Genomic DNA, 17,629 nt, shown 5'->3' with positions numbered 1-17,629 from the left:
AAATTACCCCCTAAGCATAGTGGCTCAGAGCAGTTATCTGTCACACACGACGCGGACGGATCGTTTCACTTTCAACTCTGATTGATACTTGGGCAAAACTCGACAAGAGCCGATGGCTCTGACCCGAAGATGAAAGCGCTATGGGTGTGGAGCTTGGCGCCGGCGGCCGAGTTCCGCACCTCAGTCGTCACCCATCTTCAGCGCCTTGATGAACGCTTCCTGCGGGATGTTGACGTTCCCATACTGCCGCATCTTGGCCTTGCCCTTTTTCTGCTTGTCCAGGAGCTTGCGCTTGCGGGTGGCGTCGCCGCCGTAGCACTTGGCCGTCACGTCCTTGCGCATGGCGCGGACGGTTTCGCGGGCGATGATCTTGCCGCCGATGGCGGCCTGGATCGGGATCACGAAGAGATGCGGCGGGATCAGCTCCTTGAGCTTTTCGCACATCTGGCGGCCGCGGCTTTCGGCAACAGAGCGGTGGACCAGCATGGCCAGGGCGTCGACCGGCTCGGCATTGACGAGGACGGTGAGCTTGACCAGGTCGCCGGTGCGGTGGGTATCAAGCTTGTAGTCAAAGCTGGCATAGCCCTTGGAGATCGACTTGAGGCGATCGTAAAAGTCAAAAACCACTTCATTGAGCGGCAGGTCGTATTCGACCATGGCGCGATTGCCGACATAGGAGAGGTTGTTCTGGATGCCGCGGCGATCCTGGCAGAGCTTCAGGATGGCGCCGAGATATTCGTCGGGCGTGAGGATCGTCGCCTTGATCCAGGGCTCGCGGATTTCCTCGATCTTCATGACATCGGGGAGATCGGCGGGATTATGCAGATGCATGGTCTCGCCATTGGTCATGACGACCTCGTAGACCACCGAAGGGGCGGTGGCGATGAGATCGAGATCGAACTCGCGGGAGAGACGCTCCTGGATGATTTCGAGATGGAGGAGGCCGAGGAAACCGCAGCGGAAGCCGAAGCCGAGGGCGGCGCTGGTTTCCATTTCGAAGCTGAAGCTGGCGTCGTTCAGACGCAGCTTGCCCATGGCGGCGCGGAGCTCGTCGAAGTCCGAAGCGTCGACCGGGAAGAGGCCGCAGAACACCACCGGCTGGGCCGGGCGGAAGCCGGGCAAAGCCGTGGTGGTGGGCTTGCGATCATCGGTGATGGTGTCGCCGACATTGGTATCGGCCACTTCCTTGATCGAGGCGGTGAAGACGCCGAGCTCGCCGGGGGTGAGCTGATCGACTTCCACCAGTTTCGGCGTCTGCACGGCGACGCGATCGAGCTCGTAGACGGCGCCCGAGGCCATCATGCGGATGCGCTGGCCCTTCTTCATCACGCCATCGATGATGCGCACGAGGACGACGACGCCGAGATAGGTGTCGTACCAGCTATCGACCAGCAGGGCCTTGAGCGGCGCGTCGATATCGCCCTTGGGGGCGGGCAGGCGCTGGACGATGGCTTCGAGCACGGTGTCGATGCCGACGCCGGTCTTGGCGGAGATTTCGAGCGCGTCGGAGGCGTCGATGCCGATGACATCCTCGATCTGCGCCTTGACGCGCGGGACGTCGGCGGCGGGCAGATCGACCTTGTTGAGGACCGGGACGATCTCGTGATTGGCATCGAGCGCGTGGTAGACATTGGCGAGGGTCTGCGCCTCGACGCCCTGGGAGGCATCGACGACCAGCAGCGAGCCTTCCACAGCCGACATGGAGCGGCTGACCTCATAGGCGAAGTCGACATGGCCGGGCGTGTCGATGAGATTGAGGACATAGTCCTCGCCGTCCTTGGCCTTGTATTTCAGGCGAACCGTCTGCGCCTTGATGGTGATGCCGCGCTCGCGCTCGATATCCATCGAGTCGAGGACCTGTTCCTTCATCTCGCGCGCGTCGAGTCCGCCCGTCATCTGGATCAGGCGATCGGCCAGGGTCGACTTGCCATGATCGATATGGGCGACGATGGAGAAGTTGCGGATATTGGCGAGGGGCGTTGTCATGAGGGCGCTGATAGCAGAAGCCAAACGGGCAAGAAAGATGGTTTAGCGGGGGTTAACCCGGCGCCGGACGCAACATTCCGGCGCGATCGGGCGTTTGGGCCACATGCGGCTGACCTCCTTCACCCTCATTGCGCTTCTGAGCGCCTCCACACCGGCGCTGGCGCAGGACTTTTTCGAAAGTTTCGGCCGCTTCGTCGAGGACGCGCTGCCGCGTCCGGCGCAGGGCGGCGGTCAGTCGGGGCCGGTGCGCCCGACGCCGCCCAGCGTGGCGCAGCCGGTGGCGCCCACGGTGCCGACGCCGGCGGTGGAACGGCCGGATGCGGATGCAGCCGTCGAAGAGGCGGAGGAGCCGCCCCTGCCCCGGCCGCGGCCGGAGGAAGCAGTTCCTGAGCCTGCGGCGCCGCCTGTAGCGGAGGAGCCGGAGCCGGTGGCGGTCGAAGCGGAGCCGGAGCGGATCTACCAGACGGCGTGCCCGGCGCTGCTCGATGGCTCAGTGATGGGCGAGATGCTCGAGCCGATCGCCGAAGGGATATGCGGGGAGCGCTCGCCGCTGTCGATCACGGCGGTGCGGGTCAATGGCCGCGAGATCGGGTTTTCCGCTCCGGTAACCACCAATTGCGAAATGGCGGGGGCGCTGGCCGACTGGGTGGGCGAGGTGGACGCCTATGCCGCGGCGGCGCTGGAAAGCCCGGTCGCGACTCTCGATACCGGCACGTCGATGATGTGCCGCAACCGCAATGGCGGGGACGAGGGGTTCGTTTCCGAACACGGCTTTGCCAATGCGGTGGATGTGATCGGCGTGTCGCTGGCGGATGGGCGGCGCATCAGTGTCGAGGCGGACTGGCAAAAGGCAACCAGCCTGGAAGGCAAGCTGCTGCGGCAGGCGCATGGCGCCGCCTGCGGGCGCTTCACCACCGTGCTGGGGCCGGAAGCCAATGCCGAGCACGCGGACCATTTGCACCTCGACCTCGGGTGTCACGGGCAGACCTGCACGGCGCGGATCTGCGAGTAGGGCACCATCGCACCCCCACCCTTGATCCCTCCCCACAAGGGGGAGGGAGACGATGAACACCGGCGCTATGAGGGTGGGGTGACTTCTACGGATGCTTTGTCACCCGCATTTCGGATGATAGGCCGGGAGGTCGGCCCAGTCGTGGACACTCATGCAATCGGGATGGGGGGTGGGGCGGGACGGCCGGGCGCGGCCGAGCCATGCCAGGAGGCGGGCCAGGATCGACATTTTGTGTCTCCAGGATTGCGTTGGGGAACTGTTATGACTCCAAAGTGCGCCCGAGAGCCGCCGTTCTCAATGGACAAGCTCTGCAACCGAGTTTAGAAAAACTATATGAGCAAGAGCTTTCCCATTCCCCTCAATGCGCTGCGGGCGATCGAGATCGTGGCGCGGCGGGGTGCGCTGGCGCCGGCTGCCGAGGAGCTGGGCGTGACCGTTGGCGCGGTCAGCCAGCATCTGCGCCGGGCCGAGGAGCGGCTAGGTGTCGAGCTCTTTGCCCGCACGCCGCAGGGGTTGAAGCCGCTGCCGGACCTCGTGCGGGTGCTGCCACAGCTGAGCGCCGGGTTCACGCAGTTGCAGGACGGGCTGGCGGGCCTGACGGGCGCGCAGGACGGGGTACTCAATGTGACGGTGGGGAGCGTCTTTGCCTCGCGCTGGCTGATCTGGCGGGTGCACAAGTTCTCTGCCCTGCATCCCGGGCTGGAATTGCGGCTGACGGTGACGGGAACCATGCTCGATCTCGGCCGGCCCGATATCGACTGCGGCATCCGCTATGGCGAAGGCGACTGGTCGGGCGTCGATACCCGTCTAATCGGCGGGCAGGATTTCCAGCCGGTCTGCGCACCCCTGCTGCTCGAGCAACTGAAATCGGCGACGGACCTCGTGCGCGTGCCCGTGATCGAGGATCGTACCAGCATGCTCGACTGGCCGGCCTGGCTCCGTCGCGCCGGGCTCGACCCGGAAACGGCGCTGGGTGGGCCGGTCTATTCGGATGCCTCGCTGGCCTTCGACGCCGCCATTTCGGGACAGGGCGTGCTGCTGGCGGCGGACATGATGACCGCCGATGCGGTAAGCGACGGGCGGCTGGTGCGGCCCTTCGACCTGCCGGTGACCGGTGCAAAGGGATATTTCCTCGCCACCGCCAAGGGGCGGCGGGAGTCCAAGAAGCTGAGCCTGTTCCGGCAGTGGCTGGAAGCGGAAGTGCCGGCCAGCGTCTGCGGCTATGTGCATCAGCAGCCGCCAGGGGGTTCGGTGACATAGAAAAGCCGCCGCACCGAAGTGCGGCGGCCTTGACCCGTGCTCCGGCGATCAGACGGCGGTGGTGCCGTCGGCGTCGAAGTAGAGGGTCAGCGTGCCCTGGTCGAGCCCGCCGCCGACGAGATCGTCGAGCGCAAGACCGGCGCTTTCGACCTGGTTGCGCAGATCGTCGGACGCCTCGATGGCGGACCGCAGGGCGGCCAGTTCATCCTGGCGCAGGGTCTGGACGCAGCCGGCAATATTGACCAGCTCCAGATCGTCAATGGCGCGAAGATCGGCCGGGCTCGGCACGTTCGCGGCGCTGAGGGCGAGCAGGCCGGCCTCGCAGGTGACTTCCGCCACGACGATATCGGGCTGCTGCAGAACCGCCGGCATGCGATTGCCGGTCACGCCGGCCGCAGCGCCGGAGCCGGAGCCGGAGCCGGCACCACCATTGCCAATGGTACCGGTGCCACCGTTGCCGCCGTTGCCAGCATTGCCGCCAGTGCCGTTGCCCCCATTGTTGTTGCCGCCATTGCCATTGCCGGCGCCGCCGTCATCGCCGCCATTGTCGCCGCCGGTGCCATCATCACCGCCGCCATTGACGCCGTCATCGTCGTCTCCGCCGGTGCCGTCATCGCCGCCGCCATTGCCGCCGTCGCCGCCACCATTGCCGTCGTCGTCGCCACCATCATCGCCACCCCCGCCGATCGAGCCGGTGCCCAGGGTGAGGTCGACGCTGGCCAGATCGCCCAGCGGCCCCTCGCCCAGACCGGCATCGACAAAGACGCGGGTCGGACCGTTTTGCGGGGTATCGAGGCCGATGACGGCCTCGGGCGACAGACCGACGCCATCCAGCACGCCAAGCAGGTCGGCGGTGATGATGACATCCTCGCTGTCATCGCCGCCCAGAATGGCGTCGAGTTCGGCAAGGGAGTCCTCGCCCAAGAGGGCATCGACCGCGATCAGCTCGAAATCGCCGCCTGCCGCGGCATCGCCACCATCGCGACCGAGAATGCGGACAATGGCGTCGAGGCGCTGGTCTTCATTGGGCAGGAGGGCCAGATCGACTTCGGCCAGTTCCTCGTCGGTGAGGAGATCGATGTCGAGCGCGGCCAGATCGGTATCGAGCAGCGGCCCATCCTCACCAGTGCCAGAGCCGAGGTCGGCGACATCGACGCCAAGATCAAGGACCAGCAGTTCGGTATTGCCGCCGGCATCGACCGAGAGGGCGATGACGTCTTCGCTGTCGACGCCCGCGCGATCAAGGATGGCACCCAGTTCGACGCTGGCATCGATGGCGGCGAGCAATTCGTCACGCCCGGCGCCGCCCAGTTCAACCTGAGCCCTTATATCCTCGACCTCATCCTGATTGAGGAGGTCGGCCACGGCGACGATGGACACCCGTGTATCGTCGACGATGTCGTCGAGATCGGTGCCGGCAATGCCAGGCGCGCCGAGCTGGCCAATCAACGCATCGACGCGCGCGGCGTCATCGAGAGCGGAAACGCGGACACCGACCAGCGGCTCGGAACTGCCGGCGGAGCCGCCACCGGTATTGCCGCCCGTGCCGCCGCTACCGCCGCTGCCGCCCGTGCCGCCGCCAATGGTCACGTCGGCATCGATCAGCCGACCGCCCGTGCTGCCGGCGCTCGAACCGCCACCGGTCGACCCGCCACTGCTGGAGCTGCCGGACGAGCCGATGCCAACATCGACGTCGACGACGTCGTCATCGCCCAGCACTTCGGCACCGACATCGACCTGGGTGGTGGAGCCGCCGGAGGATCCGGCATCGACACCAACATCGGCATCGACGAGGCTGTCGCCGCCGACACCGACCCCTGCATCGACATTGACCTCGGTATCGCCAATGCCGAGATCGACCCCGGCATCGAGGCCGAGACCGCCCCCGTCAGCATTGCCGCCAAGATTGATGCCGAGACTGAGTTGGGCAAAGGCAGGGGGCGCGGCGAGCACGGCCGCGGCAAAGGCGAGGGCTGAAATCTGTGACTGAATACGCATGGCTTGTGGCCTCCTCAACAAAGTTCGAGGGCCTGTCATGCGGGGTCCGGGGACCGCTCTTGGATCAATGGTGATCCGGCGTTAGGCTGGTTGAATGATCAGCTCTGGTCGTTGGTGCGGTCGCTGGAAATTTCCCGCATGAAATGGTCACTTTCGAACAAAATTGCGTAAAATTGTAGTTGTGTTAAATATAATTTAGTTTGCACTGTGGTTTTCGCCCGAACTTGGCAAGAATTGCCGCGCGCAGACTGTTAGGAATGGTGCAGTAACTTTCACGGCGCCGCTTTGGTTGCAGAGGGAAAATGGACGACGTTATCATCCTGGGTGCAGGCATTGTCGGCATAGCTACGGGTATTTACTTATTAAAGCGCGGGCGCAGCGTCGTTCTGGTCGACAAGAGTGCGCCGGGACTCGAAACCAGTTTCGGCAATGCCGGCATCATCCAGCGCGAGGGCGTCCGCCCTCATGCCTTCCCGCGCGACCTGCAGACGCTGCTGCAGGTGGGCCTGCATCTTTCCACCGCGGCGCGCTACGAGCCGTTGGCACTGCCCAAGCTGGCGCCGCCGCTCCTCAAATACTGGTGGGAGAGTTCGCCCGAGCATTATCGCAAGGTGGTGACGAGCTACGCGCCACTGATCGGGCGATCGATCGTCACCCATGCCGAGCTCATCGCCGCCGCCGGGCCGGAGGCGGAAAAGCTGATTTCGCGCTATGGCTGGCACCTGGCTTTCCGCAGCGCGGACAAGCTGGAAAAGGAAGTGGCCAAGGCCGAAGGCGACCGAGATCAATTCGGCATCGGCTTCGAAGTGCTCGACTGGGCAGCGCTCAAGGCCGTCGAACCCGACCTCAAGGGCGGGCTGGCCGGCGCCATCCACTGGACCGATCCGTGGACGGTGAAGGATCCCGGCGCGCTGGTGGCCCAATATTTCAAGCTCTTCGAGACCTTGGGCGGCCGCTTCATCCAGGGCGCGGCAAAGGGTCTGCGGCAGGACGGAGAAAGCTGGAGCACGGAAGTCAACGGCAGGACCATCCGCGCCAGGGAGGCGGTGATCGCGCTCGGACCCTGGGCGCCCGACGTGCTGGAGCCGCTGGGCTACCGGCTGCCGCTGTTCGTCAAGCGCGGCTATCACATGCATTACGGCACCGGCGAGGGCGCCAAGCTCAACCACCTGCTGCTCGACCCGGAAGTGGGCTATGCCATGGCGCCGATGGCGCGCGGCATCCGCATCACCACCGGCGCGGAATTCGCCATGCGCGACGCGGCGCCGACGCCGATCCAATTGGGCAAGGCCGAGAGGGCGGCGCGCGAACTGTTCCCGCTGGGCGAACGGCTCGACAAGCAGCCCTGGAAGGGCGCCCGCCCTTGCACGCCCGACATGATGCCGATCATTTCCAAGGCGCCCAGGCACAAGGGGCTCTATGTCGGCATCGGCCATGCCCATCATGGGTTTACGCTGGGGCCGGCGACGGGTGAACTGCTGGCCCAGACCATGACCGGGGAAGAGACGGCAATCGACATCACGCCGTTCCGCATGGAGCGGTTCATGGGGGGCTGAGCCCCCTCATCCGCTGGAGTTCCGCCCTCGAGGGCGGAGCCGTGGGTTTTGCTGTGCTGGAGCATCCAACGGGGGTTCCCGCTTTCGCGGGAATGACCCTGGGGTGGGGCGAGTGGCACAAGAGGCCGCCCCCTTCGTCATTGCCGGGCTTGTCCCGGCAATCCAGTCCGGTGCAGCATGGACCACCCGATCAAGTCGGGTGGTGACGATGAACAGGCCGGGTCGGAACGATGGGGAAACCGCCAGTCGGAGACAGATACAGCTTCTCCGCCGAGGTGATCTATTGGCGTGGGCCAGCGCCGTTTCTGTTTGCCCTGCTGCCGGGTGAGATCAGTGCGCAGATCCAGGCCGTGTCGCATGCGGTCAGCTATGGCTGGGGCTGCATTCCGGTTGCGGCGGAGATCGACGGGCACGCCTTCACCACATCGCTGTTTCCGCGCCAGGGCAGCTATCTGTTGCCGTTGAAAGTCGCCCTGCAAAAGAAACTGCCGCCGATCGAGATCGGCGACAGGCTTGAGGTGACGATGCGCATCGAGGCGCGGATGCCGCGGCTTTAGAGCGAGAGAAGGCGCCGCAGCTTGGCCAGGGCCGTGTCGCTCGATTCGCGATAGGCGATGGTGCCCTCGAACTCGCCCTCGGCATTGATGAGGAAGATCGAGGCGGTGTGGTCCATGGTGTAGTCGGCGCCCTCGAGCGGCACCTTTTCGGCATAGACGGCCCAGGAGGCGGTGGCCTTGGCGGTTTCCTCGACCGAGCCGGTGACGCCGGTGACATGGCCGGTCCAGCCGACATAGTCGGCGACGACGTCTGCCGTGTCGCGCTCGGGATCGACGGTGATGAAGAAGGATTTGAGATCCCTGGCCTCATCGCCCAGCGCCTCGTACCAGGTGGTCATTTCGGCCAGCGAGGTGGGGCAGACTTCCGGGCAATGGGTGAAGCCGAAAAACACCATGGAGGGACTGCCGACGAGGCTCGCCGCGGTGAAGGCCTCACCCGACGTGGTGGCGAGCTGATAATCCCCCTGCCCCAGGCCCGCGACGCGGGCCGGACGATTGAGGGTGGTATAGGCATAAAGGCCGGTGGCGGCGAGGGCGGCAAACGCCACCAGCAGCCAGAGGACCAGGCGCAGACGATTGAGCGCCATGGCTCAATGCCCCATGGCCGGCGCGTCTGCCGCAGTGCCGCCGACAGCCAGGTCGACGGTGATCTCGCCGGCCTTTTCGAAGGTGAGGGTGACGGCGACGGTTTCCCCCTCGACCAGGGTCTGGGTGAGGCCCATGAACATCAGGTGGAAGCCGCCCGGCTCGAGCGCGACGGTTTCGCCGGCGGGTATGACGATGCCATCGGTCAGTTGACGCATCTTCATGACGTCGCCCTGCATGGCCATTTCATGAACCTGGGTTTCCTTGGCGATGGACGACGTGGCCGACAGAAGGCGATCATCCTCGGCGCCGGTATTGGTCAGCGTCAGGAAGCCGCCGGCCACTGGCGCATTGGGCAGGGTGGCGCGGGTGAAGGGCCCGGAAATCTCGATACTGCCCACGGTGACGGTGGCAGCGGCGGGGGCGGCATGATCCTGCGCGAATGCCGGCGTCAGGGCGGCGGCAAAGGCCAGGGCGATGATGGAGAGACGGAGGGACATGGTGGTTTCCTTTCGAGGGGATCAGGGCAGAATTTCGATCTGCGTGGCGAGCGTGTTCTGGGCATAGCGGCTCAAGCGGATGTCGAGCGTGACATCCCAGGTGCCGGCAAGGGGAATGGTCTGGCCTTGGATAAGCCAGAAGCCGTCGGCAAAGGTGGCGCTGGCGCTGAAGGGCTCGATGCCGAGCGTCGGGGCGGCGAAGGTGACCTCGACGGCGAGCGGCGCGACGGGATCGCCCACCGCATCGACGAGCCAGATCTCGAAATCCACCGGGCCGGGGCGACCGGGCGCGGCGGTGACATCGACCATGAGGGTGTCCGTCATGACATGGGCATAAGCCGGTTCACTGCGCGCGGCCTGCGCGGCATCGGCCTCGGCAATGCCGCGCGGCGGCGGGGTGAAGCGCCAGGCCGAGACGAGGCCGAGGATGGCGAGGACCAGCACCAGTTCGACGAGGATGGTGCGCCGCAGATGCAGGCGTGGTTCCAGCTCGCCGAGAAGGATCGAGCCGGTGAGGCGGTAACGGTTCCAGAGCGCGAGCAGGAACAGCACGAGGAGGCAGCCAAGCTTGCCGGCCAGCAGATAGCCATAGGGCGTGAGCCAGGCTGGGCCGGGCGGCCCCATCTGGATGACGGCCAACGTCACGCCGGAGACGAGGATTGCCGCTACGGCCAAGGGGATGATGCGGGAAAATTGGCGCAGGGCATTGTCCGCTTCGGGCCTGCGGTCGCGCAGCCAGAACCAAATGGGCAGCAGCGCGCCGATCCAGAACAGGATGCCGGCGATGTGGAAGGTGACGGCGGTGCGGGTGAGCCACTGCGGCGCGGCGGAGCCGGCATGGCCGCTCATGGCGAGGGCCAGGGCACCGACCAGCCAGGCGGGCCAGCCGAGCCAGGCCATGCGGGGATGGACCAGCGCCACGGCGCCGAGGGCGAGGCTCGCGGCCAAAGCCAGGACGGTGGCGCCATAGGAGGTGGCAAAGCCGGTGGACCAGGGGGCGGTCCCGAGCATGGCATCGGGATCGGCGCCCAAGGCATCGGCGCCATGGAGGCCGAGGCTGAGGGGCGCGATGACGAGGCCGATGAGGGCAAGAAGGGCAGCGAGCCGGCGGGCAGGATGCGGGAGCGGGGCAAACAGGGCGAAGACGGCGCCGCCGACCCCGACGAAAAGGGCGGAAAACAGCAAGGCCTTGCTGACCCAGAGCAGGATGGCGGTGGCGCGCGAGCCGGTGGGGGCGGCGGCGACCTCGGCAGCGCCGGTGACATGGCCGACCGAAAAGATCAGCGACCCGGCAACCGGATGCGCATCGGTCGAGATCACGCGCCAGGACAGGACATGGGTACCATCGGCCAGGGAGGGGGGGAGCGGTATCGCCAGGGTGGCGCCCGCAGTGGTCGATGGGGTGATGTCGGCCGACACGCCATCGGGGCCGATCAGGGTCATGGCCAGCGCGGTGACCGGCTCGTTGTAGGTGAGTTCCAACTGCGCCGGACTTTCGGCGAGCAGTGCATTGGCGGCCGGGTTCGAGGCGAGCAGTTGCGCATGGGCAAGGGCCGGCAGCGCCGCGAACAGCGACAGCAGCAGGGCCAGGGCAGGAGCCAGCAGGGATACGGGCGAGCGCAGCATGATCGGGGCCTCCGGGAAGGGCGGAGCAAAGCTCCGCCCCGGTTCAGGGCTCAGTGTCCGGCCGCTCCGCGCACCAGCTCAACGCTGGGCGCGGGCATTTCCGCATCCTCGGCGCCGGTGACATCGACCCAGGCCTCTTCGCCATTGGCGCATTCCTGGATGGCCGGGAAATAGAAGGTGCCGGGTTCGAGCGTCGGGGCAAAGGTGCCGCGGAAGACGAACTCGTCATACCATTCATTGGGCAGGTTGCCGCCCGACCAGACGATTTCCTGGACACCTTCGGTCATCGGCGTGCCGTGATTGTCATAGGAATTGGCGTAGGGACCTGTCACGGTTTCCAGCGTCCAGCCGGCCTTGGGCATGGGCTTCACATTGTAGAAGCCTTCAGGGATCTGCACGCGGACGGTGTGGGTGGCCTCGGTGCCGCAACCATGGGGGACGCGCAGCACGCCCTTGTAGCCGGCGCCAAGCTCAGCTTCCTGGACCTCCAAAGTGGCATGAGCAAAAGCGGGAGCGGCGAGGGCGGCAAGGGTAGTGGCGGCCAGGGCGGCTCGCGCAAAAGTACGGATCATCTGTGATCTCCGGTCGATTTGGTCTGATACCGGCACGCTGGTGCGGGCACTGAAATGCTTGGAATCAGACCGTGACGGGAGGCGCGCGGGATTGCCCCACATGATCGGGCAGGTTGACGCTGCGGATGCTTAAGAGTTCGACGAAGCCGACACGTTTGGCAGCCGTTGGGGGATCGAAGACCAGAACCGGCGGCAGCACGGCGGCCAGCTGATGCTTGGCGATGCCGCTGGCCGGGCAACTCAACGCCGCGGCTTGCTGGGGATCGCCATTTTCGTCCTGCGCCAGAGGCTGACAGGCCGACCAGTTATCGAGAGTGGAATAGCCCAGCGCGTTGAGATCGCGCTGCAGGCCCGCGACCTGATGCAGCGGCAACAGGAGCGTGAGCACATAGATGGCCAGCACCGCGACCGCCAGACCGGCTTCGCGGAACAGATTTCGCTCTCGGATTTGCGCCCTGGTGCTCACGGCAACCTCGATAGCCCGGCCCCTGCCAGTGCTCAAGAGATTTGGCATGGCGGGAGCGCATTCACATTGTCGCAGATCAAAAACCGGGATCATAAAGTCGTTGCGCGCAGTTTAGAACAGTTCTAAGCATTGTTTGGAACCATTCTAAAGTTTGGAGGGCGCCATGCTGCGTCTCTGGCCCGACAACCGGCGCGACTTTGCCTCGCTTTCGGAACGCGAAATCCTCTCGCTGGCCATCGCCGCCGAAGAAGAAGACGGGCGCATCTATTCGGAATTCGCGGCCCGGCTGGACCAGACCTATCCGGGCAGCGCTGCACTGTTTGAAGGCATGGCGGCCGAAGAGGACGAGCATCGCCGGCGCCTGCTCGACCTTTATGTCGCGCGCTTCGGCAAGAGGCTGGTGCCGATCCGCCGCGAGCATGTGCGTGGCTTTCTCGCCCGCAAGCCGATCTGGCTGCAAAAGACACTGACCCTGGAGCAGGCCCGCCAGCAGGTGTGGGAAATGGAAGAAGGCGCCTACCGCTTCTATCTCGAAGCGGCCCAACAGGTGACCGATGCCGGCATTCGCAAGCTGCTGGGTGACCTTGCCGCTGCCGAAAAAGGCCATGCCAGACGCGCCGACCAGATCGACGAAAAGGTGCTGGGCGAGGAAGGCCGGGAGAGCGAAGGGCACGAGCAGCACCGGCAGTTTCTCCTGACCTATGTGCAGCCGGGCCTTGCGGGGCTGATGGATGGCTCGGTGTCGACGCTGGCGCCGGTCTTTGCCGCCGCCTTTGCCACCGGCGATACGCACCAGACCTTCCTCGTGGGCCTTGCCGCTGCTGTCGGCGCCGGTATTTCCATGGGCTTTACCGAGGCGGCCTCGGACGATGGCAAGCTGACCGGACGCGGTTCGCCGATCAAGCGTGGACTTGCCGCCGGGGTCATGACCGCCATTGGAGGGCTCGGCCACGCCTTGCCCTATCTGATTGCCGACTTCTTCACCGCGACCGCCGTGGCGGTGGCCGTGGTGCTGCTCGAACTCTGGGCCATTGCCTATATCCAGCAGCGCTATATGCATACCCCGTTCTGGCGGGCGGTGCTGCAGGTGGTGCTGGGCGGTTCGCTGGTGTTCGCCGCCGGTATTCTCATCGGCCACGCCTAGCGGCTACCGCAAAGCGTGGCGCCGGGGTAAGCTCGGACCATGGAGTATCGCGAGATCGTCGCCGATGATGGGACGCGGCTGCGCTTCGGGCTGACCGGGCCCGAAAGCGGCCCGGCCATGCTGCTCTGCCACGGCCTTTGCGCCGGTGGCGACCAGTTCGCCGCCGATGCAACATGGTTCGGCGAGAGGGGAATCCGCGTGCTGCTGCCGGACCTGCGCGGACATGGACAATCGGGCGTCCCCGCAAGCATCGACGCCGCCGGATTTTCGCCCGAGCGCATGCGCGCCGATCTTTATGCCATGGCGGATGCGACGGAGCTCGCGGCAGTCCATTGGGTCGGCAATTCGCTGGGCGGCATTCTTGGCCTCGGCGCGGCTGCGGAAGCGCCGGACCGGCTCAGATCGCTCACCCTGTTCGGCACGGCGCTGTCGCTCGACCTGCCGCCGGTGGTGGGCCTCGTGCCGCTGCTCGACATCGTGCCCGGGCGGGCGCTGGCCGCCGAGATCACTGCCCGTAATACGACGCGCAATCGCGCGGCCTGGCCGCTGATCGTGCAGTTGCTGCGCCAGTATAACGGACGGGCCGTGGGCGAAATCGCCAGCCATGTCAGACGCTACGACCTGGTTTCGGCGGCGCAGGGCTGGACTGGACCGGCACTGGTGCTGGTGGGCGAACTCGACACCAGCGTCAACCGGGTGCTGATCCCCCAGCTTCAGGCCATCGAAGGCAAGCCCAACTGGCGGGTCGAACACCTGGCCGGCGGCGGACATTGCGCCAATCTCGATGCCACGGGGGCGTGGCGGGAGGCGGTGCTCAATTTCGTGACGGCGCCGGCAGTCCAGTCCGCAGCGCGCGGCGGCGCATATTGAGCCAGACAAAGCCCGCGCCGACGAGGATCGGCACGATGACCAAGAGCGACTGGGTCCAGCCTGCATCCGCGCCGAACAGCACGGTGTGCATCCGCCGCCCCGGCAGGAAAGTAAAGGCCCCGGCCAGCATCAGCGCGCCGGCATAGAGCCCCTGCATCTCGGCGCGATGGCGGACCACGTCGCGGTCGATGATGATGGCCTTGAGGCCATTGAAAAGCGTGATGTAGGTGAAGAGCGAGAAGAGGTGGATGGGGCTGAACGGCCCGACCAGCCGCATTTCGTGGATGAAAAGCGCGCTGGTGGCGGCGGCGAACATGAGGAGCACCCAGACCCGGCCCAGCGTCTTGTGTAAGGGCGTACCCTTGCGCCGCCAGAGGACAAAGGCGCCGAGCACCACTGCCGCAATGGCGGATGCGGCATGGATCTGGATGGCGAAATCGGCCTCGAGAAGTGGGTCGAGAGTCATGGAAAGGCTCCGCTTGGTCATTGCCACCAAGGGGTGAGTCGCTACACTCCGGGCCGCAACGCGCCATTCTCGAACCGCCGGAATTCTTCGTGAGCGACAAGCCAATGCAATCCACGCTGCGCGAAATGCAGGTGCTGCTGCGCGATGGGCGAAGCTGGGCCGTGCTGCTGGTGCTCAGCCTGATTGCCGGGATGATCGGGCCATTCGGCACCTATGAGGCCATTCCGCTGGTGCCGCGCCTGGCCTATTGGGGCGCCATCGTGGTGGGCACGGCCGCGACGGGCACGCTGGTGGCGAGCTTTCTCGAGCGTCAGCTCAGGCCGCATCTGCCCGCAGCGCTGGCCGCTGCCATTGCCGGGGCCGCAGCGGGACCGCCCATTGCCGCCGTGGTGGCGGCGCTGAACATTGGCGCCTTCGGCCCCAACGTCACCGTGATCGACCTCGTGACGCTCACAACCTATTGCACGCTGATCTCCATGGCGGTGACCGTGTTGAGCGCCGTGCTGGGCGCAAGACCGCCGGGGGCCGAGGCTGCGCCCGTCTCGGCACAAGCAGCATCCCAGCCCGAACCGGCGCTGCTCGACCGGCTGCCGCGGGCGCAGCGCGGGCGGCTCATCCACCTTGCCGTATCCGACCACTATGTCGACGTGACCACTGAAAGGGGCACGAGCCTCGTGCTGATCCGGCTTTCTGACGCCATCAGGGAAACCGCACCCGTTGCCGGGCTGCAGGTGCATCGCTCGCACTGGGTGGCGCTGGACGCAGTGAGGCGCAGCCTGCGCCAGAACGGCAAGGCGATGCTGGAGCTCGAAACCGGGACAAAAGTGCCGGTGAGCCGCACCTATCTCGAGGCGGCGCGAGCGGCGGGGCTTTTCGAGGGGTAAAGGTGCAGGCGATCGTCGATGATCTCGCCGACACGGGCGCATTCGAGCGCGATCTCGCGGATGAAGTCAGCCAGCATGGGGCGTTCCAGCACGGCCGGGTTTCGCACCACCATGGCGGTATCGCGATGCAGGGGCTCGAAATCGATCGGTGAAATTTCCACCAGCCGCCCGGCCTTGACGTCGTCCTCGACGGCCGAATTGACGAAGAAGCCGAGACCCTCGCCCTTGAGCGCCAGCCGCCGGGCCGGCCCGGTGGGCAGTTCAACACTGGTCTGGGCAAGGCGGACCAGGGCGGCGGCGCGCTCGGGATCGGCCTGCCACCAGCGCAGCGAAATGACGCGTGGCACCAAGGCCAGCACCTCGTCGATGGTGGGCTGGCTCGATAGCCTGGCCGCAACTTCGGGCGAGACGACCAGAGGCACGCGCTCGCGCATGATGACCAAGGGTTCGAGATCGACCACGAGCGGATCGATATTGGGCCAGCAGAGGATGCCCATTTCCACCTCGCGCTCGTGCAGCATGGCGGCGATCTGCGCCTGCCTTCCTTCACGCACGACGACGTCGACGGCGGGATATTGCTGCTGGAAGCGGATGAGGCTTTCGGTGATCAGTGGCGAAACCAGCGTGCGCAGCGAGCCGATGGAGACACGGCCGCGCTCGACCCGGCGCAGGGCTTCGCGCCCCTCCTGAGCCGTACCGATGATGCGGCGGGCGAAGGGCAGGAAGGTCATGCCCTGATCGGTCAGGGTCACGGTGCGGCCGCGCACGAAAAGCTGCACGCCCAGCAATTGCTCCAGCGCGCGGATGCGCATGGAGGCGGTGGCCTGGGTGATGTTGAGATGGGCCGCCGCCCGCGTGAAGGACTGGTCACGAACGATGCGGTCGAAAGTGCGAAGCTGGTCGAGGTCCATAGACAAGGCTTATGCGATGGCAGGTTCTGCCCCATCTATCGCGCGCGCCATTGGCAATGTCTATACGTCGAGTGACGCATGACGGATTGCGTTATATAACGCGAAACGTTATATTGTAGTCATGATCCAGAGTTTTGCTGACGGTGAAACGGAGCTCATCTGGCAAGGCCGACGCAGCCGCAAGCTGCCCGGCGACATCCAGTCCGTCGCGCTGCGCAAGCTCCGCCTCCTGCATGCCGCGCGGTTGGTGCAGGACCTGAGGATACCACCGGGCAACCGCCTGGAAAGCCTCCAGGGCGACCGTGTCGGGCAATGGAGCATACGGATCAATGACCAATGGCGCATCTGCTTTGCCTGGACGGAAGGAGGACCGAGAGATGTCGAAATCGTCGACTACCACTGACGCGTTGCTGCCCAATCCACATCCGGGTGAAATTCTGCTCGAAGAATTCCTCAAACCCATGAGCCTCAGCCAGAACGCGCTTGCGCGGGGCATCCATGTGCCGCCCCGGCGGATCAACGAAATAGTCCTCGGCCTGCGCGGCGTGACGGCCGATACCGACTTGCGGCTGGCACGTTATTTCGGGCTTTCCGAAGGGTTCTTTCTGACGCTGCAGGCCGAGTTTGACCTGATGCAAAAGCGGCGCGAGATCGGCGCCGACCTCGACCGCATCGAACCGCGCTCTGCCTAGCCCGCTTTCTTCATCGCCTTCACATAGGCCTCGAGCACGGCATTCATGCGTGTCTGATAGCCCTTGCCATCGGCCTTGAAGGCTTCAAGGACGGAGGTTTTAACGCGCAGAGTGACGGGCGTGGTCGAGCCAACGGTCTCGACCACTTCGGCATTCTTCCAAAACGTCTCATCCAGTTCGGGGATGTCACTGAAGTCGATATCCTCGTCCTTCAGGTTGGCGAGTTCCTCATTGGTCAGTTCGCGTTGGTAGGGGCCCTTCATAGAACAGCCTTTCCTTTGCTGAGGCGCGACGCGCCGAAATGATCCGGACGCGGCCATGCCGATCGGTATGGACGACCGCCAGGATGAGCGCCACGTCGACCATGCCGAAGCTGATTTGACGCGTCTCACCATAGTCGAAGCGGGTATCCACTATGGTTCGAACACGACCGTCGAAAATGGCAATTGCCCGCTCAAAGCCGATACCGTGCTTGAGCTTGTTGGCCTCGTTCTTCGCTTCGTCCCACTCGAAGTCCATGCTGATTGTTAGTACAATTGTATGT

At 65.3% G+C, this 17,629-nt stretch carries 20 protein-coding genes; 9 read left to right on the top strand and 11 right to left on the bottom strand.

The window, feature by feature from the left end; all coding sequences use genetic code 11:
• Nucleotides 1-180 precede the first annotated feature (180 nt).
• Entirely contained in the window at nucleotides 181-1,986 is a 1,806-nt protein-coding gene (lepA, locus tag JEQ47_RS14485; RefSeq protein WP_198877149.1) for a translation elongation factor 4, read from the bottom strand.
• A gap of 103 nt (nucleotides 1,987-2,089) precedes the next feature.
• Here lepA and JEQ47_RS14480 point away from each other — a divergent pair, with 103 nt between their 5' ends.
• Both JEQ47_RS14480 and JEQ47_RS14475 read left to right on the top strand, forming a co-directional pair.
• Entirely contained in the window at nucleotides 2,090-2,998 is a 909-nt protein-coding gene (locus tag JEQ47_RS14480) for an extensin-like domain-containing protein (protein ID WP_198877148.1), read from the top strand.
• A 333-nt stretch (nucleotides 2,999-3,331) separates the two neighbouring features.
• Complete coding sequence (locus tag JEQ47_RS14475) at nucleotides 3,332-4,258, top strand: LysR substrate-binding domain-containing protein (RefSeq protein ID WP_198877147.1); 927 nt, start codon at nucleotides 3,332-3,334, stop codon at nucleotides 4,256-4,258.
• A gap of 48 nt (nucleotides 4,259-4,306) precedes the next feature.
• On the opposite strand, the gene JEQ47_RS14470 is transcribed toward JEQ47_RS14475, so the two are convergent.
• On the bottom strand, nucleotides 4,307-6,256 hold the full coding sequence (locus JEQ47_RS14470; protein ID WP_198877146.1) for a hypothetical protein: 1,950 nt from the start codon (nucleotides 6,254-6,256) through the stop codon (nucleotides 4,307-4,309).
• 302 nt (nucleotides 6,257-6,558) lie between these two features.
• Here JEQ47_RS14470 and JEQ47_RS14465 point away from each other — a divergent pair, with 302 nt between their 5' ends.
• Nucleotides 6,559-7,812, top strand: coding sequence for an NAD(P)/FAD-dependent oxidoreductase (locus tag JEQ47_RS14465; protein ID WP_198877145.1), 1,254 nt, complete (start codon nucleotides 6,559-6,561; stop codon nucleotides 7,810-7,812).
• Nucleotides 7,813-8,042: 230 nt separating this feature from the next.
• Nucleotides 8,043-8,369, top strand: a complete 327-nt coding sequence (locus tag JEQ47_RS14460) for a DUF1905 domain-containing protein (protein ID WP_198877144.1) — start codon at nucleotides 8,043-8,045, stop codon at nucleotides 8,367-8,369.
• Here the strand turns inward: JEQ47_RS14460 and JEQ47_RS14455 are convergent.
• The 5 genes from JEQ47_RS14455 to JEQ47_RS14435 all read right to left on the bottom strand — a co-directional run bounded on the left by JEQ47_RS14455 (nucleotide 8,366) and on the right by JEQ47_RS14435 (nucleotide 12,118).
• On the bottom strand, nucleotides 8,366-8,956 hold the full coding sequence (locus tag JEQ47_RS14455) for an SCO family protein (protein ID WP_198877143.1): 591 nt from the start codon (nucleotides 8,954-8,956) through the stop codon (nucleotides 8,366-8,368). The genes JEQ47_RS14460 and JEQ47_RS14455 overlap by 4 nt on opposite strands.
• 3 nt (nucleotides 8,957-8,959) lie before the next feature.
• Nucleotides 8,960-9,454: a copper chaperone PCu(A)C gene (locus JEQ47_RS14450; protein ID WP_198877142.1), complete on the bottom strand. Its 495-nt coding sequence runs from the start codon at nucleotides 9,452-9,454 to the stop codon at nucleotides 8,960-8,962.
• 21 nt (nucleotides 9,455-9,475) lie between these two features.
• Entirely contained in the window at nucleotides 9,476-11,080 is a 1,605-nt protein-coding gene (locus JEQ47_RS14445) for a copper resistance CopC/CopD family protein (protein ID WP_198877141.1), read from the bottom strand.
• A gap of 50 nt (nucleotides 11,081-11,130) precedes the next feature.
• Nucleotides 11,131-11,652 (bottom strand): YcnI family copper-binding membrane protein, encoded by a 522-nt coding sequence (locus tag JEQ47_RS14440; RefSeq protein WP_198877140.1) that lies wholly within the window; start codon nucleotides 11,650-11,652, stop codon nucleotides 11,131-11,133.
• Between the two features lie 64 nt (nucleotides 11,653-11,716).
• Nucleotides 11,717-12,118, bottom strand: coding sequence for a hypothetical protein (locus JEQ47_RS14435; RefSeq protein WP_198877139.1), 402 nt, complete (start codon nucleotides 12,116-12,118; stop codon nucleotides 11,717-11,719).
• Nucleotides 12,119-12,281: 163 nt separating this feature from the next.
• Here JEQ47_RS14435 and mbfA point away from each other — a divergent pair, with 163 nt between their 5' ends.
• Both mbfA and JEQ47_RS14425 read left to right on the top strand, forming a co-directional pair.
• Nucleotides 12,282-13,262, top strand: coding sequence for an iron exporter MbfA (mbfA, locus tag JEQ47_RS14430; protein ID WP_198877138.1), 981 nt, complete (start codon nucleotides 12,282-12,284; stop codon nucleotides 13,260-13,262).
• Nucleotides 13,263-13,301: 39 nt separating this feature from the next.
• Nucleotides 13,302-14,132 (top strand): alpha/beta fold hydrolase, encoded by an 831-nt coding sequence (locus JEQ47_RS14425; RefSeq protein WP_198877137.1) that lies wholly within the window; start codon nucleotides 13,302-13,304, stop codon nucleotides 14,130-14,132.
• On the opposite strand, the gene JEQ47_RS14420 is transcribed toward JEQ47_RS14425, so the two are convergent.
• Nucleotides 14,077-14,598, bottom strand: coding sequence for a DUF2306 domain-containing protein (locus JEQ47_RS14420; protein ID WP_236020885.1), 522 nt, complete (start codon nucleotides 14,596-14,598; stop codon nucleotides 14,077-14,079). The genes JEQ47_RS14425 and JEQ47_RS14420 overlap by 56 nt on opposite strands.
• Before the next feature lie 89 nt (nucleotides 14,599-14,687).
• On the opposite strand from JEQ47_RS14420, the gene JEQ47_RS21080 reads away from it, so the two are divergent.
• Entirely contained in the window at nucleotides 14,688-15,482 is a 795-nt protein-coding gene (locus JEQ47_RS21080; protein WP_198877135.1) for a LytTR family DNA-binding domain-containing protein, read from the top strand.
• Here the strand turns inward: JEQ47_RS21080 and JEQ47_RS14410 are convergent.
• A complete protein-coding gene (locus JEQ47_RS14410; RefSeq protein WP_198877134.1) occupies nucleotides 15,440-16,393 on the bottom strand; it encodes a LysR family transcriptional regulator in 954 nt (317 codons plus the stop codon). The two genes, JEQ47_RS21080 and JEQ47_RS14410, sit on opposite strands and share 43 nt — an antisense overlap.
• A 121-nt stretch (nucleotides 16,394-16,514) precedes the next feature.
• On the opposite strand from JEQ47_RS14410, the gene JEQ47_RS14405 reads away from it, so the two are divergent.
• Together JEQ47_RS14405 and JEQ47_RS14400 are read left to right on the top strand one after the other, a co-directional pair.
• Nucleotides 16,515-16,796 (top strand): type II toxin-antitoxin system RelE/ParE family toxin, encoded by a 282-nt coding sequence (locus JEQ47_RS14405; RefSeq protein WP_198877133.1) that lies wholly within the window; start codon nucleotides 16,515-16,517, stop codon nucleotides 16,794-16,796.
• On the top strand, nucleotides 16,771-17,085 hold the full coding sequence (locus JEQ47_RS14400; protein WP_198877132.1) for a HigA family addiction module antitoxin: 315 nt from the start codon (nucleotides 16,771-16,773) through the stop codon (nucleotides 17,083-17,085). The genes JEQ47_RS14405 and JEQ47_RS14400 overlap by 26 nt, the downstream gene beginning before the upstream one ends.
• Here JEQ47_RS14400 and JEQ47_RS14395 read toward each other — a convergent pair.
• Entirely contained in the window at nucleotides 17,082-17,348 is a 267-nt protein-coding gene (locus JEQ47_RS14395; RefSeq protein ID WP_198877131.1) for a BrnA antitoxin family protein, read from the bottom strand. The genes JEQ47_RS14400 and JEQ47_RS14395 overlap by 4 nt on opposite strands.
• A complete protein-coding gene (locus JEQ47_RS14390) occupies nucleotides 17,314-17,604 on the bottom strand; it encodes a BrnT family toxin (protein WP_198877130.1) in 291 nt (96 codons plus the stop codon). Before JEQ47_RS14390 ends, JEQ47_RS14395 begins: the two co-directional genes overlap by 35 nt.
• Nucleotides 17,605-17,629 lie beyond the last annotated feature (25 nt).

The sequence above is a fragment of the Devosia sediminis genome, from assembly GCF_016411825.1.
Taxonomy (GTDB): Bacteria; Pseudomonadota; Alphaproteobacteria; order Rhizobiales; family Devosiaceae; genus Devosia; species Devosia sediminis.
Note: the sequence above shows the minus strand (reverse complement) of the source record. Positions and strands in the feature narration are given on the sequence as shown.

Bases quoted from the DNA above. Each gene is read 5' to 3' on its own strand.
- lepA (WP_198877149.1), bottom strand. From the start codon at position 1,986: ATGACAACGCCCCTCGCCAATATCCGCAACTTCTCCATCGTCGCCCAT.
- JEQ47_RS14480 (WP_198877148.1), top strand. From the start codon at position 2,090: ATGCGGCTGACCTCCTTCACCCTCATTGCGCTTCTGAGCGCCTCCACA.
- JEQ47_RS14475 (WP_198877147.1), top strand. From the start codon at position 3,332: ATGAGCAAGAGCTTTCCCATTCCCCTCAATGCGCTGCGGGCGATCGAG.
- JEQ47_RS14470 (WP_198877146.1), bottom strand. From the start codon at position 6,256: ATGCGTATTCAGTCACAGATTTCAGCCCTCGCCTTTGCCGCGGCCGTG.
- JEQ47_RS14465 (WP_198877145.1), top strand. From the start codon at position 6,559: ATGGACGACGTTATCATCCTGGGTGCAGGCATTGTCGGCATAGCTACG.
- JEQ47_RS14460 (WP_198877144.1), top strand. From the start codon at position 8,043: ATGGGGAAACCGCCAGTCGGAGACAGATACAGCTTCTCCGCCGAGGTG.
- JEQ47_RS14455 (WP_198877143.1), bottom strand. From the start codon at position 8,956: ATGGCGCTCAATCGTCTGCGCCTGGTCCTCTGGCTGCTGGTGGCGTTT.
- JEQ47_RS14450 (WP_198877142.1), bottom strand. From the start codon at position 9,454: ATGTCCCTCCGTCTCTCCATCATCGCCCTGGCCTTTGCCGCCGCCCTG.
- JEQ47_RS14445 (WP_198877141.1), bottom strand. From the start codon at position 11,080: ATGCTGCGCTCGCCCGTATCCCTGCTGGCTCCTGCCCTGGCCCTGCTG.
- JEQ47_RS14440 (WP_198877140.1), bottom strand. From the start codon at position 11,652: ATGATCCGTACTTTTGCGCGAGCCGCCCTGGCCGCCACTACCCTTGCC.
- mbfA (WP_198877138.1), top strand. From the start codon at position 12,282: ATGCTGCGTCTCTGGCCCGACAACCGGCGCGACTTTGCCTCGCTTTCG.
- JEQ47_RS14425 (WP_198877137.1), top strand. From the start codon at position 13,302: ATGGAGTATCGCGAGATCGTCGCCGATGATGGGACGCGGCTGCGCTTC.
- JEQ47_RS14420 (WP_236020885.1), bottom strand. From the start codon at position 14,598: ATGACTCTCGACCCACTTCTCGAGGCCGATTTCGCCATCCAGATCCAT.
- JEQ47_RS14410 (WP_198877134.1), bottom strand. From the start codon at position 16,393: ATGGACCTCGACCAGCTTCGCACTTTCGACCGCATCGTTCGTGACCAG.
- JEQ47_RS14405 (WP_198877133.1), top strand. From the start codon at position 16,515: ATGATCCAGAGTTTTGCTGACGGTGAAACGGAGCTCATCTGGCAAGGC.
- JEQ47_RS14400 (WP_198877132.1), top strand. From the start codon at position 16,771: ATGTCGAAATCGTCGACTACCACTGACGCGTTGCTGCCCAATCCACAT.
- JEQ47_RS14395 (WP_198877131.1), bottom strand. From the start codon at position 17,348: ATGAAGGGCCCCTACCAACGCGAACTGACCAATGAGGAACTCGCCAAC.
- JEQ47_RS14390 (WP_198877130.1), bottom strand. From the start codon at position 17,604: ATGGACTTCGAGTGGGACGAAGCGAAGAACGAGGCCAACAAGCTCAAG.